This is a genomic window from Aquitalea aquatilis, from assembly GCF_005155025.1.
Classification (GTDB): Bacteria; Pseudomonadota; Gammaproteobacteria; order Burkholderiales; family Chromobacteriaceae; genus Aquitalea; species Aquitalea aquatilis.
This window is the reverse complement of sequence record NZ_CP039731.1, coordinates 4,050,300-4,066,376: the sequence shown is the minus strand read 5'-3', so window position 1 is coordinate 4,066,376 and position 16,077 is coordinate 4,050,300. Positions and strand designations below refer to the sequence as shown.

At 63.0% G+C, this 16,077-nt stretch carries 13 protein-coding genes; 4 read left to right on the top strand and 9 right to left on the bottom strand.

The genetic code is table 11. The annotated features are described in order from the left end of the window. Positions 1–19: 19 nt before the first annotated feature. The 5 genes from FAZ30_RS18910 to FAZ30_RS18890 form a co-directional block, all read right to left on the bottom strand. Entirely contained in the window at positions 20–1,138 is a 1,119-nt protein-coding gene (locus tag FAZ30_RS18910; protein WP_124643652.1) for an enoyl-CoA hydratase/isomerase family protein, read from the bottom strand. Positions 1,139–1,149: 11 nt separating this feature from the next. After that, positions 1,150–1,932 (bottom strand): enoyl-CoA hydratase, encoded by a 783-nt coding sequence (locus tag FAZ30_RS18905; protein WP_124643653.1) that lies wholly within the window; start codon positions 1,930–1,932, stop codon positions 1,150–1,152. Positions 1,933–2,418: 486 nt separating this feature from the next. After that, positions 2,419–3,579, bottom strand: coding sequence for an acyl-CoA dehydrogenase family protein (locus FAZ30_RS18900; protein ID WP_124643654.1), 1,161 nt, complete (start codon positions 3,577–3,579; stop codon positions 2,419–2,421). A gap of 101 nt (positions 3,580–3,680) precedes the next feature. Next, complete coding sequence (locus tag FAZ30_RS18895; RefSeq protein ID WP_137010024.1) at positions 3,681–5,183, bottom strand: CoA-acylating methylmalonate-semialdehyde dehydrogenase; 1,503 nt, start codon at positions 5,181–5,183, stop codon at positions 3,681–3,683. A 45-nt stretch (positions 5,184–5,228) separates the two neighbouring features. Then, positions 5,229–6,080 carry a 3-hydroxybutyryl-CoA dehydrogenase gene (locus tag FAZ30_RS18890; RefSeq protein ID WP_124643656.1) on the bottom strand — a complete coding sequence of 284 codons (852 nt, stop codon included), beginning with the start codon at positions 6,078–6,080 and terminating at the stop codon, positions 5,229–5,231. A gap of 157 nt (positions 6,081–6,237) precedes the next feature. Between FAZ30_RS18890 and FAZ30_RS18885 the strand changes: the two genes are divergently transcribed. Both FAZ30_RS18885 and FAZ30_RS18880 read left to right on the top strand, forming a co-directional pair. Continuing rightward, the gene (locus FAZ30_RS18885) at positions 6,238–6,630 is read left to right on the top strand and encodes a MerR family transcriptional regulator (RefSeq protein ID WP_124643657.1); all 393 of its coding nucleotides are present in this window, start codon (positions 6,238–6,240) and stop codon (positions 6,628–6,630) included. A gap of 35 nt (positions 6,631–6,665) precedes the next feature. Further along, positions 6,666–7,853 (top strand): acetyl-CoA C-acyltransferase, encoded by a 1,188-nt coding sequence (locus FAZ30_RS18880; protein WP_124643658.1) that lies wholly within the window; start codon positions 6,666–6,668, stop codon positions 7,851–7,853. Between the two features lie 74 nt (positions 7,854–7,927). On the opposite strand, the gene FAZ30_RS18875 is transcribed toward FAZ30_RS18880, so the two are convergent. Both FAZ30_RS18875 and dsbD read right to left on the bottom strand, forming a co-directional pair. After that, complete coding sequence (locus FAZ30_RS18875; RefSeq protein ID WP_124643659.1) at positions 7,928–9,040, bottom strand: AI-2E family transporter; 1,113 nt, start codon at positions 9,038–9,040, stop codon at positions 7,928–7,930. Between the two features lie 126 nt (positions 9,041–9,166). After that, complete coding sequence (gene dsbD, locus FAZ30_RS18870; RefSeq protein ID WP_124643660.1) at positions 9,167–10,942, bottom strand: protein-disulfide reductase DsbD; 1,776 nt, start codon at positions 10,940–10,942, stop codon at positions 9,167–9,169. A 151-nt stretch (positions 10,943–11,093) separates the two neighbouring features. On the opposite strand from dsbD, the gene FAZ30_RS18865 reads away from it, so the two are divergent. Together FAZ30_RS18865 and FAZ30_RS18860 are read left to right on the top strand one after the other, a co-directional pair. Then, positions 11,094–11,891 (top strand): alpha/beta fold hydrolase, encoded by a 798-nt coding sequence (locus tag FAZ30_RS18865; RefSeq protein ID WP_124643661.1) that lies wholly within the window; start codon positions 11,094–11,096, stop codon positions 11,889–11,891. Between the two features lie 224 nt (positions 11,892–12,115). Then, a complete protein-coding gene (locus FAZ30_RS18860) occupies positions 12,116–12,781 on the top strand; it encodes a class I SAM-dependent methyltransferase (RefSeq protein WP_124643662.1) in 666 nt (221 codons plus the stop codon). Here FAZ30_RS18860 and FAZ30_RS18855 read toward each other — a convergent pair. Continuing rightward, the gene (locus FAZ30_RS18855) at positions 12,778–14,070 is read right to left on the bottom strand and encodes an MgtC/SapB family protein (protein WP_124643663.1); all 1,293 of its coding nucleotides are present in this window, start codon (positions 14,068–14,070) and stop codon (positions 12,778–12,780) included. The genes FAZ30_RS18860 and FAZ30_RS18855 overlap by 4 nt on opposite strands. Before the next feature lie 140 nt (positions 14,071–14,210). Beyond that, positions 14,211–16,061 carry a 1-deoxy-D-xylulose-5-phosphate synthase gene (gene dxs / locus FAZ30_RS18850; RefSeq protein WP_124643664.1) on the bottom strand — a complete coding sequence of 617 codons (1,851 nt, stop codon included), beginning with the start codon at positions 16,059–16,061 and terminating at the stop codon, positions 14,211–14,213. Between the last annotated feature and the right edge of the window lie 16 nt (positions 16,062–16,077).

Below are 16,077 nucleotides of genomic sequence, written 5' to 3'. Positions count from 1 at the left end.
CTAGTTGTGCAATCCCTGCTTACTGCAAGCTGGCCAGCGGATGTTCCGCTGCCGGCCACGGTGCCACAAAGTGGCTGTCCACCCAGTCCTGCGGGATGTCGGCTAGCTGGCGGTAATGCCATTGCGGCTGTCTGTCCTTGTCTACCAGCAGGGCGCGCACACCCTCGCGGAAGTCCGGCTTGTGGCAGAAATTGAGCGACAGGATCAGCTCCATGCGCAGTGCTTCGGCCAGCGACAGGTGTCGTGCACGTTGGAAGATTTCCCAGGTGACGGCAGCCGACACCGGGCAGCCGTGGCGGAAGTTTTTGGCTGCGCTCGCCAGCCAGTCGTTGTCGAAGTCCTGATTGCCGAGGGCATCGGCCACTGTGGCCAGATCGCCCTGGGTCATCAGCTGATGGATGGCCAATAGGTTGGGGGCGACATTGGACGCCGGCAGGCTGCTGCGTGCGGCCTGTTCCAGCTGGCTGAGCAGGGCGGAAACCTGGGCGCTGCGGGTGGCGGTGTCGGCATCCCAGTATTGCTGCTGCAGCTGCTCCAGCAGCAGCGGCCAGGCGTCAGTGTCCAGTACGTGGTCGGCCAGATTGCAGATCAGCGCGTCGTGCGCATTCAGCGGTGCGCCAGTCAGGCCGAGGAACAGCCCTACGCGGGCCGGCATGCGTTGCAGAAACCAGCTGCCGGCCACGTCCGGATACAGGCCGATGGTGATTTCCGGCATGGCAATGCGGGTGGCGCTGGTGGCCACGCGGTGGCTGGCCCCGGCCATCAGTCCCAGCCCGCCACCCATCACGATGCCGTGGCCCCAGACGATGAGCGGCTTGGCATAGCAGTGGATGTGGTAGTCCAGCATGTATTCTTCGTGGAAGAAGGCCAGCACCTGCGGCTGTGGGTGGCTGTCGTCGGCCAGCAAGGCCTCGCGCAAGGCGCGCACATCGCCACCGGCACAGAAGGCTTTTTCGCCGGCACCGCGCAGCAGCACGGCGGCGATGTTTGGGTCGGCCTCCCAGGCGGCCAACTGTGGCTGCAGCAGACGAATCATTTCCAGCGTCAGCGCGTTCAGCGATTTTTCGCTGTTGAGGGTGGCAATGCCCAGGCGCTTGCCGTCGGCACAAGGCAGTTGTTCAAACAGTACGGTGTCCATGGCGGCTCCTGTCAGCGGTTGTGCCATTGTGGCGTACGTTTGGCGAGGAAGGCCTGCACGCCTTCCTGCTGGTCGGCAGTGTCGAACAGCTTTATGAACTGCTCGCGTTCGTGAATCAGGTTATAGCCGGGCGGCTCGATGCGCGCGCGCTGTACCAGCTGCTTGCACACCTTGACCGAGGAGGGCGACTGCCGGGCCACTTTTTCCGCCAGCTTGAGCGCGGCTTCCAGCGCCTGGCCCTGGCCAACCACCTCTTCAACCAGGCCGATGCGCTCGGCGGTATCGGCGTCCACCCGCTCGCCACACAGAATCATGCGTTTGGCCCAGCCTTCGCCCACCAGCCATGGCAGTTGCTGGGTGCCCCCGGCGCAGGGCAACAGGCCGACAGCGGCTTCCGGCAGCGCCATTTGTGCCTGTACCTCGGCAATGCGGATATCGCAGGCCAATGCGCATTCCAGTCCGCCGCCCATGGCGTAGCCATTGATGGCGGCAATGCTGACGCCACGGAAAGCCGCCAGCGCCTCGAAAGCCTCGCCAAACAGCATGGTCATTTCGGTGGCCACCAGCTTGTTGCCGTCGGCAAACAGGTTGAGGTCGGCCCCGGCGGAAAAGAACTTGCTGCCACTGCCGGTGATCACCAGCGCGTAGATGTTGTCGTCCGCGTTCAGGTCTGCCACCAGCTGCTTGAGCGCGTTCAGGCTGGCGCGGTTCCAGGTATTGGCTGGCGGGTTGTCGATGGTGACCTGGGCGGTGTGGCTGCGTATTTCCACTTGCAGATGAGCGTAATGTGTCATGGCGTTCCCGATACTTGGTAAGTAGAGCCTACAGTCTGTATACGATCTTTGTTGTCTTGAATCCGCTGCGCGGGTGCGGTTTTGATTGCCGGGGCTGCCCGGCGGCAGGGAGGGGATATTTGCGTGGCCAAATATCCCCTCCACCCCTAAAGGCCACCCCGGTAAGCCTGGCCTGCGGCTGCCTGCCAGGGCCTGTCAGTCCCGAGGCACGGCTGAACTCGCCCTGCGCTAGCGTCGCAGGGCTCAAACATGCAGCCGCTTAGACCCGCTAACAAAACCCCCGCTCCAGCGTTGCGCCGCCTTGCCGTACGCCATGTACTGTCTGCGGCGGCGCGCCTTGGCCCGGGTTCTCTACGAGGTTTTGTTAGCAGCTCTTAATACCTCGGGTCTGCCATCCGGCGGCAGGCTTGATGGGGTCGTGGCTGCGTCGACAACATCAACCCTGTATTTCAACATGCACCACACAAACAGGGTGCATAGGGGTTCTCAACGGAGGTTTTCCAGTGCGCCGTCTTTCAGCAACTGCCGGGCGACGATCATGCGCATCACCTCGTTGGTGCCTTCCAGAATCTGGTGCACGCGGGCATCGCGGACATGGCGCTCCAGCGGGAAGTCCTTCAGATAGCCATAGCCGCCAAACAGCTGCAAGGCATTATTGGCGACATTGAAGGACAGATCGGTGGCAAAGCGTTTGGCCATGGCGCAATAGGTGCTGGCATCCGGGCTGCCGCTATCCAGCTTGAAGGCGGCCAGACGCACCATCTGCCGGGCGGCCACCAGCTCGGTCAGCATGTCGGCCAGGCGAAACTGCACGGTCTGGAATTCGGCCAGCGGCTGGCCAAACTGCTGCCGTTCCTGCACATAGCATTGGGCCGCATTCAGTGCGGCCTGGGCGGTGCCAACGGCACAAGTGGCAATATTGATGCGCCCGCCATCCAGCCCCTTCATGGCATAGGCAAAGCCCATGCCTTCCTCGCCCAGCAGGTTGCCGGCCGGGATGTGCACATTGTCGAAAGTGATGGCGCGGGTGGGCTGGCTGTTCCAGCCCATCTTTTTTTCTTTCTTGCCATATTGCACACCGGGCGCATTGGCCGGCACCACAAAGGCCGACACGCCTTTGGGGCCGGGGCCGCCGGTACGGGCCATCACCACCAGCACATCGGTGCTGCCTGCGCCGGAGATGAACATCTTGCTGCCGTTCAGCACATAGCCATCACCCTGTTTGTCGGCACGGGTCTTGAGCGAGGCGGCATCGGAGCCGGCACCCGGCTCGGTCAGACAGTAACTGCCCAGCAATTCGCCGCTGACCATGCGCGGCACCCATTCCCCGGCCAGTGCGGGGCTGCCGAAGCTGGCAATCATCCAGCTCACCATATTGTGGATGGTGAGATAGGCGGCGGTAGAGGTGCAGCCGGCAGCCAGTTCTTCAAACACGATGGCGGCATCCAGCCGCGACAGCCCCAGCCCGCCGTAGCTTTCCGGCGTGTACAGGCCGAGAAAACCCATGTCGCCGGCTTCGCGGATGGTGGTGAGCGGAAAGGTTTCTTCCAGATCCCATTCGGCAGCAAACGGGGCCAGGCGGCTGCTGGCAAAGTCACGCGCGCTGTCCTGAAACGCCAGTTGCTGTTCGTTGAGTGCAAAGTCCATGTCGGTTTCTCCTCTTGCAGCAGCCGGGCCGGTGGGGGATGGCGGTCTGCTGCTGGTGTTTTATCTTTTTTGTCTTGCTTACCGCCTCAGCTGAGAGCTGCTCAACGTAGCGTAATGGTGGTCTGCACCTTGCCACTGCTGGCCTCGTCGTCGAACCAGCGGCTGGTGACGGTCTTGGTCTGGGTATAAAACAGGATGACCTGCTTGCCGTAAGGCCCCAGATCACCCAGCTTGGAGCCGCGCGAGCCGGTAAAGCTGAACAGCGGCACCGGCACCGGAATCGGCACATTGATGCCTACCTGGCCGACGTCGATGTCTTCCTGGAAGCGTCGTGCGGCCGCGCCACTCTGAGTGAAAATGGCGGTGCCGTTGCCATTGGGGTTGGCATTGATGATGGCAATGGCCTCGTCCAACGTGTCCACCGCCTGCAGGCACAGTACCGGGCCGAAGATTTCCTGCTGGTAGATGGCCATGTCGCTGGTGACGCCGGAGAAAATGGTGGGGCCGACAAAGTTGCCATCCGGGTAGCCATCCACTTGTACTGCCCGGCCATCCAGCTCCAGCACCGCACCTTCGGCCACGCCTTGATTGATCAGGCTAGTCACCCGTTCGCGGGCGGCGCAGGAAATCAGCGGACCCAGGTCGGGGTTGTCCTTGCCTGCGCCCACACGCAGGGACTTGGCCTTGGCCACCAGATCGGGAATCCAGTTGCGCGCTTCACCCACCAGCACTGCCACACTCAGCGCCATGCAGCGCTGGCCGGCTGCGCCAAACGCCGCGCCGGTCAGCTGGTTCAGCGCCTGTTCCTTGTTGGCATCCGGCAGCACGATGGCGTGGTTCTTCGCCCCCATCATGCATTGCACCCGTTTGCCAGCCAGGCTGGCACGGTTGTAAACATGGGTGCCGACGCGGCTGGAGCCGACAAAGGAAATGGCCTTGATGTCCGGGTGGTCGCAGATGGCGTTGACCACCTCTTCGCCGCCATGTACCACGTTCAGCACGCCAGCCGGGATGCCGGCTGCCAGCGCCAGCTCCACCAGCCGCATGGTCACCAGCGGGTCTTGCTCGGACGGCTTCAGCACAAAGGTATTACCGGTGGCAATCGCCATGGGAAACATCCACAGCGGAATCATCGCCGGGAAATTGAAAGGCGTGATGCCAGCACACACGCCCAGTGCCTGCTGCACAGTGTAGGTATCCACGCCACCGGCCACGTTTTCGGCGTATTCGCCCAATTGCAGATTGCCGATGCTGGCGGCGTGTTCCACTACTTCCAGACCACGGAAGATGTCGCCCTCGGCATCGGCCAGGGTCTTGCCCTGTTCGGCGGTGAGCAGGGCGGCCAGCTCTTGCATGTGTTCGCGGATCAGCTGCTGATACTTGAGGAAAATCCGGGCTCGCGCACCAATCGGGGTTTTTCTCCAGCTCTTGAAGGCTGCTTTGGCGCTGGCAACGGCGGCATTCACCTCGTCTGGCGTGGCCATGGGTACCCGCGCCAGCACTTGCTGGGTGGCCGGGTTGATGATGTCGCGCCATTGCTGGCTGTGCGATTCGACAAATTCACCGTTGATCAACAGCTTGACGGTGGGGACAGCCTGGTTCATCTGCAAGTCTCCTGTGCTTGGCGGCGTGCTTGCCGTCTTGGTATGTCAGTCGTAGTGATAAAAGCCCTTGCCGCTCTTGCGGCCCAGCTGGCCGGCGGCGACCAGCTGTACCAGCAGCGGGCAGGCGCGGTATTTGCTGTCACGGAATTCGCTGTGGAGGATGTCCATGATGGACAGGCAGGTATCCAGGCCGATGAGGTCGGCCAGCGCCAAGGGGCCGATGGGGTGGTTCATGCCCAGCTTCATCACGGTGTCGATGTCTTCCGCCGTGGCCAGGTTTTCGAACAGGGCAAAGGCGGCTTCGTTGATCATCGGCATCAGGATGCGGTTGGAGACAAAGCCCGGGCCATCCTTGACCGTGACCGGCGTCTTGCCCAGGTCTACCGCCAGTTCGAATACCTTCTGGTAGGTGTGGTCGCTTGTCTGGATGGCGCGGATGATCTCCACCAGCTGCATCAGCGGCACCGGGTTCATGAAATGCATGCCCACCACTCGCTCCGGTTGTGGCACCCAGGCGGCAATGCGGGTCAGCGAGATGGAGGAGGTGTTGGAGGCCAGGATGGCATCCGCGCGCACGATATTGCCCAGCTCGCGGAAGATGGATTCCTTGATGGCCGGATTTTCCGTCGCGGCTTCTACCACCAGGTCGCGGTCGGCCAGATCGGCAAGCAGGGTAGTGGGGTGAATGTGTGACAGCACCGTGGCGATGTCGGCTTCGGCAATGCTGCCTTTCTTCGCCATGCGCGCCAGGCTGTTGCGAATGGCGGCCAGCCCCTTGTGCAGGGCAGGTTCACTGACATCCGCCAGTTTCACGTCAAAGCCGTGCATGGCGAAAACCTGGGCAATGCCGTTGCCCATGGTGCCGGCGCCGACGACTGCGATGTTGCGAAGGCTCATCTGCTGTTCTCCTGCGTTGTTTTTATCACAATAACTTGACGTTTACGTCAACGTCAATCAACAATCAGTCATCAGGGAAGAGAAAGCAGGGCAGGGGTGCAATCCGCCCTTGCCAGCGGCTTTATGCAGGGCCAAAACAACAACAGGGAGCCGGCCGATGGCCGAACAGACTTTTACCATCAGCGAGCTGGCGCGCGAATTCGATGTCACCACGCGCACCATCCGCTTTTACGAAGACCAGGGTTTGCTGGAGCCGCAGCGGGCGGGGCAGCGCCGCATCTACAGCCGGCGCGACCGGGTAAGGCTGATGCTGATCCTGCGAGGCAAGCGCATCGGCTTGTCCCTGCTGGAGATCCGCGAACTGTTCGAGCTGTACGACGCCGCCAGCAACGACGAACCGCAATTGCGCGAGTTCATCCGCATTCTCAGCCGCAAGGAACAGCAATTGCAGGAGCAAATGGACGATATCCGCGTGGTGATGGGCGAGATCAGCCAGATCCGCAGCCAGTGCGAGAAGGCACTGGGCAAACAGACAACATCAACACCATAGCAGGGCAAGCAAGCCATTCAGGAAGGAACAGACAGATGCAACAGCAAGAATCGATTGTCATCGTGGGCATGGCCCGTACCGCCATGGGCGGCTTTCAGGGCATGTTTGCCGGTCAGAGCGCCAGCCAGTTGGGCGCTGCTGCCATCCGCGCGGCAGTGGAGCGCTCAGGCGTTCCTGCCACCGAGGTCGATGAGGTGATCATGGGCTGCGTGCTGCCCGCTGGCCAGGGGCAGGCTCCGGCCCGCCAGGCAGCGCTGGGCGCCGGGCTGCCGCTGGCGGCTGGCTGCACCACCATCAACAAGATGTGCGGCTCCGGCATGAAGGCAGCCATGCTGGCACACGACCTGCTGCTGGCGGGTTCGGCCAGCGTGATGGTGGCCGGTGGCATGGAAAGCATGAGCAATTCGCCCTATCTGATTCCCAAGGCGCGTGGCGGCCTGCGGCTGGGGCATGGCGAGATCAAGGACCACATGTTTCTGGACGGGCTGGAAGATGCCTACGACAAGGGCAAGCTGATGGGGGTCTTCGCCGAAAACTGTGCCGGTGAGTACGGTTTCAGCCGCGAGGCGCAGGATGCGTTTGCCATCGCCTCGCTCACCCGCGCACAGGAGGCCATTGCCGCCGGGCGCTTCCGCGAGGAAATCACCCCGGTGCTGGTAGCGGGCAAGAATGGCGAACAGGCACTGGATATCGACGAGCAGCCGCTCAAGGCCAGGCTGGACAAGATTGCCAGCCTCAAGCCGGCGTTTCGCGAGGATGGCACGGTGACCGCTGCCAATTCCAGCTCCATTTCCGATGGTGCAGCCGCGCTGGTGTTGATGACGGCCAGCGAAGCGGCGCGCCGTGGGCTCAAACCGCTGGCACGGCTGCTGGCCCACGCCACCCATGCGCAGGAGCCGGGGCTGTTTACTACCGCGCCGGTGGGGGCCATTCGCAAACTGCTGGCCAAGACCGGCTGGACGGTGGGTGATGTCGACCTGTTCGAAATCAACGAAGCCTTTGCCGTGGTCACCATGGCGGCCATGCATGATCTGGCCTTGCCGCACGACAAGGTGAATGTGCATGGTGGTGCCTGTGCGCTGGGTCACCCCATCGGCGCTTCCGGCGCACGGGTGATGGTGACGCTGCTATCGGCCCTGCGCCAGCATGGTGGCAAGCGCGGTGTGGCCAGTCTGTGCATAGGTGGTGGCGAGGCCACGGCGGTGGCGCTGGAGTTGCTGTAAACCATCGGTGCTGGAGAAAATGAAAAAGCGCCGTCAAGGCGCTTTTTCATTGCAGGCAGAGTGGGCCGGGTAGATCAGGCCTGCCGTTCTGGCTCAACGCAAGGCTGGCTATCGGTTTCATCGTCCACCGGATAGTTTTCCGGCTTCAGCCAGTGCTGGAACAGGGTAAAGCCCACCGCCAGCAGGGTGGGGCCGATGAACAAGCCCAGCAAACCCCAGGCCAGCAAACCGCCGATCACCCCCATGAAAATGATGGACAGCGGCATTTGCGCACCCTGGCTGATCAGCAACGGCTTGAGCACGTTGTCGATGGTGTTGACCAGCAAAAAGCCCCATACCAGCAGGAAAATACCCAGCCCGGTCTGGCCGGTGTAGAACACCCACAGCGCCGCCGGCAGCCAGATCAGCAGCGTGGGCAGCTGGGCCACGGCCACGATGAAGCAGAGAAAGCCCAGTACCAGCGCGCCGGGCACCCCGGCAATCAACAGGCCGATCACACACAGCACGGTCTGCGCCAGGGCCGTGCCCACCACGCCGGTGGTGACGCTGCGGATGGTGCGGGCGATGACTTCCGGCAGTTCGTCGGCGGTGGCTCCTCCCAGTTTGCTGATAGCCAGCTCGGCCCCGTCCCACAGCTTGTCGCCATTGATCAGCAGCAGGCCGGCGATGACGATGGCCAGCACGATTTCCAGCATGCTGAGGCTGGCCGAAGCTCCACTTTCCAGCGCCCATAATGCAGCCTTGTTGATGGCCGGGCGGATTTTTTCGATGAAACCGGGCAGGTCAAGCTGCACACTTACCCAGAACTTGTGCAGTGAATCCCCGGCCAGCGGCAGGGTGCTTACCCAGTTCGGTGCATCCGGCAGATGAAAGCTGGTGAGGTCGCGCGACATATTGGTGAGCTGCGGTATGGTATCGGCCAGCGTCAGTGCCATCAGCCCGATGGGAATGGCCAGGGTCAGTGACAGTCCGCCGACAATCAACATGGCGGCCAGTTTGGCACGACCATTCAGGCGCAGACGCAGGCGGGTAAACAGCGGCCAGGCCGAGATGGCGATGATGGCGGCCCAGGTCAGCGCACCCAGAAAAGGCTGGATCACCTTGATGCAGGACAGGATGAGCAGGCCCATCACGGCGATGCGCAATACTGCCATCACACTGATGCTGGGGAAGGGCTTTTGGGTCATGGAAGTGTCCGTTTGACAATGAGTGCAGCGTCTTTGGCTGCGCGAGCCAGATTGTAGCGGGAAAATCATGCAGCCGGTATGACAGGCCGCCCGCTGTCAGTCAGCAGGCAGCCGCGGTGACAGGGATTACAGGCGGGCGGCGAAGTCCGCGGCCGGGGTAAAGCCGATTACCCGGCTGCGCTCCTGGCCCTTGCTGTCAAACAGGATGATGCCGGGCGGGCCATACAGGCCAAAGCGTTTGAGCAGGGCCTGATGCGCCGGCAGGTTGGCGGTGACGTCGGCGCGCAACAGCACATAGCCTTGCAGTTTGGCTACCACGGCAGGGGCCGGGAAGGTGTCGCTTTCCATTTCCTTGCACGACACACACCAGTCGGCGTAGAAGTCCAGCAAGAGCGGCTTGCCCTGGGCGCGGGCCTCGGCCAGGGCGGCATCCAGCCCGGCGTTGTCGTTGACCGGGCCAAAATGCATGGACTGGCTGACGCCGGCCTGGGCCTTGTTGCCGGCCAGCCATTTCAGCGGATAGCGCGGGTCGGATTCACCTGCCAGCGCACCGGCCAGCTGGGCGGCTCCCACCAGAAACAGCAGCAGCCCCAGCCCCTTGCCCAGCTTGTGGCTGATATGGGCATTGCCGGGCAGGGTTTCGAAGGCCTTGAGAAATACCGCGCAGCCCACGCACAGCGCGGCCCACAGCAGCAGTGCCAGGCTGGCCGGCAGGAAGGGGGTGGCCATCCAGATGGCGAGGCCCAGCATCAGCACGCCGAAACTGGCCTTGACCGCCTTCATCCAGCCGCCGGCGCGCGGCAGCACATGGCCGCCGAAGGTGCCGATCAGCAGCAAGGGCAGGCCCAGCCCCAGTGCCATGGCGTACAGCGCCGCGCCGCCCAGCACGGCGTCGCCGGTGCTGCCGATATAGCCCAGCGCCAGCGCCAGCGGCGGGGCGACACAGGGGCCGATGATCAGCGCGGACAGCACACCCATGCCGAAGACCGTGGCCAGCTTGCCACCGGACAGACGGTTGGAGGCATCCGCCAGCCGCGACTGCAGTGCCGACGGCAACTGGATGGTGTAGAGATCAAACATCGATAGCGCAAACACCACCATCAGCACGCTGGCCGACAGGATGACCGCCGGCTGTTGCAGCCAGACGGTGAGCAGCGAGCCGGTGAGCCCGGCAATCACGCCGATGACGGTATAGCTGAGCGCCAGGCCCTGCACATAGGTCAGCGATAGCCAGAAGCCGCGCCGGCGGGTGATGTGCTGGCCTTCGCCGGCAATCAGCGAGGACACAATGGGTAGCAGCGGATACATGCAGGCGGTGAAAGCCATGCCCAGCCCGGCCAGCAGAAAACTGCCCAGCGTGGCCAGCCAACCTTTGGCTGCCAGATTGCCGCTACTACCCGCCGGCTTTCCCGGCGTGGCATCCGTCAGCCAGTTGCCACCGTTCTGGGCGCTGCCATAGCTGTCGATATTCAGGTGATGGGTATAGGGCGGGTAGCACACGCCGGCGGTGGAGCAGCCTTGCAGTTTGACATTCAGCTGAAAGCGCGCCGGGGCGCCGGCAGTCAGCGGCAGCTTGATCAACTGCTTGCCCAGGTAGATCACCTGCTTGCCAAAAAAGGGATCGTGCTTTTCCTTGCCGGCCGGCAGTTGCGGCTGGCCGGTAAGGCCGGCGGGCTCCGTGCTGAAGGAGAGCCGGTCACGGTAGACATAATAGTTGTCGGCCACGGTCAGTTGCAGCAGCAAGTGGTCGGCCTGGCGCTCCACACTGACGGCGAAGGCCTTTTCCGGTGGCAGCAGGTCTTCCTGGTTGACTGCCAGCGCCGGGAGGCTGGTGCCAAGCAGGCTTAGCAGGGCCAGCAGGCGCAACAGGGGAGAAAACAGGCGGAGCAGAGGCTGGGGCATGGCGTAGTTCAGTTTGGTAGAGCAAGGGTTGACCAGCAGGCAGCTGCCGGGTTCCTGCCGCCCTGCGGCAAGATGCGCACGCGGGCGGGACAGCCGCCATTTTACGGTAGTATCGACCCACAACAACACAATATGGGCGAAACATCACATCATGCGGGACATCATTCATTTTGCACATGCCAACAGTTTTCCGGCCACGGTATACGGCAAGCTGCTGGGCGCGCTGGCCACCGACTACGAACTGGGCTGGCAGGATACCATCGGCCATGATCCGCGCTTTCCGGTAAGCGACTGCTGGCCGCAGCTGGTGGAGGAACTCATCCAGTATGTCGGGCAGCATTATGCCACGCCGATTCTCGGTGTCGGCCATTCGCTGGGCGGCTTTTTGCTGTTTTACGCGGCGCTCAGACGGCCGGAACTGTTCAAGGCCATCGTGATTCTGGATTCGCCGCTGATGGGGCCGCGCCGTTCGCTGGGTATCTGGCTGGCCAAGAAGCTGGGCTTCATCGACCGCGTCACGCCAGGTGGCAATACCCTGCGCCGGCGCGATAACTGGGCCAGCGTGGAGATGGTGCAGGACTACTTTGCCCGCAAGCCGGCTTTTGCCCGTTTCGACCCGGACTGCCTGGCCGATTATGCCCGGCATGGCACGGTGGACAATGGCCAGGGTGGCCGCCAGCTGAAGTTTCGCCCACAGATCGAGCATCAGATCTACTGCGGCCTGCCGCATGATTTTCCGCGCCATCGTGGTCAGCTCACCGTGCCGACGGCCTTTATCGCCGGCACACAGTCCGATGTGGTGCGGGCGGCGGACATCCGCTTCATGCAGCAGCATTTCGCCATGCAGATGCACCAGCAGCAAGGCAGCCACCTGTTTCCGCTGGAATACCCACTGCAAACCGCCGCCACCATCCGCCGCGCACTGATGCAGCTGTTGCCGGCGGGCTAAGCCTGGCTGCCGCATTGTTGCAGCACACAAAAATGAGCAGGCGGGCAGGGCAGATGTTACCCTGAACACGGTTTCAGCCGCGCAGCCACGACGGGTTCGCGGTGTCCGACTGCCTTTTCGTCCCCGCATGCCCCTTGCCTGAGTGATTCTGGAAGCGACTGCCCGTTCGATCAGAACGTTTCCTGCAGTGCAATCCAGTTTCCTTCCTGTAAAGGCTACCCGGCATGCCCGGCTATCAGACCAAGCAGCAAACGGTGTCCGTTGGCGGCACCGATTATCACATTCGTTCCCTGCTGGACTCCCAGCAATATGCCGACCCGCTGGGCGAGGCCGAACAACGCGGCATTTCGCCGGCCAGCTGGTCCTTGTTCGGCCTGTTGTGGCCGTCGGCCCGCGTACTGGCCCTGCTGATGAGCAGCGAGCCGCTGGCCGGCTTGCGCGTGCTGGAAATCGGTGCCGGGCTGGCGCTGGCCAGCATGGTGGTACACCGCCGCGACGGCGATGTCACCGTTACCGACTGGCATCCGCGGAGCCCGGACTTCCTGCGGGAAAACCTGTTGCTCAACCATTTGTCACCGCTGGAATACCAGGCGGGCGACTGGAGTGGCAGCAATCCGGAGCTGGGGCGTTTTGACCTGATCATTGGCAGCGATGTGCTGTACGAACGCCAGCAGCCGGGCCAGCTGGCACACTTCATCGACAGCCACGCCAGCAGCGCGGCCGAGGTGATCATCGTTGACCCCGACCGTGGCAACCGTGCCGGCTTCTGCCGTGAAATGGCCACGCTGGGTTATGGCTTTGACAGTCAGCGGGCTCCGGGCAGGATGGAAAGTGGAGAGGTTTACAAGGGGTGCATCGTGCGCCTGTCGCGCCAGCGCAGGGCGGCCTAGCTGCCCCAACCCAGTGCCAGCAGCCCGGTCAGCATGCCGGCGCTGGCGGCCAGCAGGGTGGGCAGGCAGCGCCGGGCCAGTGTGGCACCGCCCAGGCTGGCGATCAGGCCGAACTTGAAGGTGTTGTTGGCGGTAATGGCCAGCACCAGCGTGGTGGCCACCTGCTGGCCATCCAGGCGGTTTTCACCGAACAGGTTGAAGGCGGTTAGCGTGATGGCATCGACGTCATTCAGGCCGGAAATCAGTGCCACCACATACACGCCCTTGCTGCCAAATTCGGCATTCAGCCAGGCGGCGCAGAACATCACCAGTGCAAACATGGCACCAAAGCCCAGCGCCAGCTTCATTTCGGACGGATTGCTCAGCTTGAGGTCGGGCTGTTGCTGCTCGCTCTGGCCACGCTTCAATTGCAGCAGGGCGCAGGCCAGCCCGCACAGCAAGCCGGGCAGCAGCACCCAGGCCACCGCTGGCAACACGCTGGTTTGCACCACGGCCGCCAGCACCATCAGCCGCACGAACAGTACCAGATTGGCCAGCAGGATGACGGCAGTGGCCAACTGGATGGATTGCGGATTGGCACGCGCCTCGCGGGCGTAGATCAGGCTGGTGGCAGTAGAAGACACCAGGCCGCCCAGAATGCCCAGCAGTGGGCCGCCCACTTTTTGTCCCAGTAGCTTTACCGCCAGATAGCCGGACAGGCTGATGCCGACGATCAGCGTCACCATCAGCCATACCTGATGGGGGTTCACTGCCTGATAGGGGCCGAAGGTCCGGTTGGGCAGCAGCGGCAGCACGATGAAGGACAGGGCGGCAAACTGCAGCAGCGACAGCAGGTCGCGCCGTTCCAGCTTGTGGGTGATGCCGGACAGTTCGGGTTTCAGATAGAGTAGGCTGGTGGTGACGATGCCGACCGCCACGGCCACGCCGCCAAAGCCATGCCACACCAGTGCACCCAGACAATACATCACCAGCAGCGAGGCCACCGTGGTGGTGCGCGGCTCGGTTTTGTCGGGGTCGCTGCTGCGTTCGGGCAGGAAGCCGAAGGACGCCACCGCCAGCAGGCCTACGGTTTGCAGCAGCACACCGTGGCTGGGTGCATCCAGCATGGCGGTCAAGGTGCCGAGGATGGAAGTCAGCGGAAAGGTGCGGATGCCGGCCAGGGTGCGGTGCTTGCGTTCGCGCTCCACTCCCATCAGCAGGCCGATGGCCAGGCTGGTGACAAACAGCGGCAGCGCCTCGAACGGGCTGCCTTTCAGGTTCAGCCATGTTGCTAGATCAAAACCACCCATGACTTCCCCTTGTTCTGTTTGGCGCGGCTAAGAAAAACCCTGTTGCAGCGTTGCGCCTCCTTGCCGTACAGCTTGTACTGTCTGCGTCGGCGCGCCTTGCCCCAGGGGCGCTACGCTATTTTTCTTAGCCGCTCTGGCTACTATTGAGGCAACCAGTTGCGGATGCTGGCCTCGATGCCGGCAGCGTTCAGGCCGCAGTCAGCCAGCAGCACGGCCGGGTCGCCATGTTCGACGTAGTCGTCCGGCAGGCCCAGGTGCAGTATAGGTCGCTGCAGGCCCATGGCGTGCAGCGCTTCGCCACAGGCTGAACCGGCACCGCCCATGATGACGTTTTCTTCCACGGTGACCAGATAGTCGTGCAGCTCGGCCAGTTGGCGGATCAGCGCGCTATCCAGCGGCTTGACGAAGCGCATGTCGGCCACCGAGGCATCCAGTGCTTCGGCGGCAGCCAGTGCCGGGGCCACCATGCTGCCGAAGGCCAGTATCGCCACCTTGCCCTGGCCGTTGCGGCGCAGCACGCCCTTGCCCAGCGGCAGGGCGGCCATGTCGGCCTGGATTTCCACGCCGGGACCAACGCCGCGCGGGTAGCGCACGGCGCTGGGGCTGTCCAGTTGGAAGGCGGTATACAGCAACTGGCGGCATTCGTTTTCGTCGGACGGGGTGATCACCGTCATATTGGGAATGCAGCGCAGGAAGGAAATGTCGAAGGCCCCGGCGTGGGTGGGGCCATCCGCCCCCACCAGGCCGGCACGGTCGATGGCAAACAGCACCGGCAGGTTTTGCAGTGCCACATCGTGAATCAGCTGATCGTAGCCGCGTTGCAGGAAGGTGGAGTAGATCGCCACCACCGGCTTGGCACCGTCACAGGCAAGGCCGGCGGCAAATGTCACGGCATGCTGCTCGGCAATGGCCACGTCGAAGTAGCGGTCCGGGTGTTCCTTCTCGAAACGCACCAGGCCGGAACCCTCGCGCATGGCCGGGGTGATGCCTACCAGACGCTGGTCCAGCTTGGCCATGTCGCAAATCCAGTCGCCAAACACCTGGGTGTATTGCGGCTTGCCGCCACTCTTGCTGCCGGCCAGGCCGTTGGCCGGGTCGAACTTGGTGACACCGTGGTATTTTACCGGGTCGTTCTCGGCCAGCTTGTAGCCGTGGCCCTTCTTGGTGACGATGTGCAGGAACTGCGGCCCTTTCAGGCTGCGGATGTTCTTGAGGGTGTCCACCAGTACATCGATATCGTGGCCGTCGATGGGGCCGATATAGTTGAAGCCGAATTCCTCGAACAACGTGCCGGGGGTGAAGAAGCCCTTGACGTGCTCTTCCACCTTGCTGGCAATTTCCTTCAGCGGCGGGGCAATGCCCAGCACCTTGCTGGAGCCTTCGCGCATGGCCGCATAAAAGCGGCCGGACATCAGCTTGGCCAGATAATTGTTCAGTGCGCCGACATTGGGCGAGATCGACATATCGTTGTCGTTCAGCACCACCAGCAGGTCGGTATCCATTGCGCCGGCGTTGTTGAGCGCCTCGAAAGCCTGACCGGCAGTCATGGCCCCGTCGCCGATGATGGCCACGCACTTGCGTTCCAGCCCCTGCAGCTTGGAGGCCACCGCCATGCCGAGTGCCGCACCGATGGAGGTGGAGGAATGGCCGACGCCAAAGGTGTCGTAGGGCGATTCCTCGCGCTTGGGGAAACCGGCCAGTCCGCCTTGCTGACGCATGCTGCCCATGCGTTCGCGGCGGCCGGTGAGGATCTTGTGCGGATAGGTCTGGTGGCCCACGTCCCACACCAGCCGGTCGTCCGGGGTGTTGAACACATAGTGCAGGGCGATGGTCAGCTCGATGCTGCCCAGGTTGGAGGCAAAGTGGCCACCGGTCTTGCTGACCGTGTCGACCAGGAATTCGCGCAGCTCCGTGGCCAGTTGCGGCAATTGCTGGCGGCTGAGGGCGCGCAAGTCGGAGGGCAGGTGGATGGTGTCGAGCAGCGGGGTCATTGTTGTTCTTCTGCGG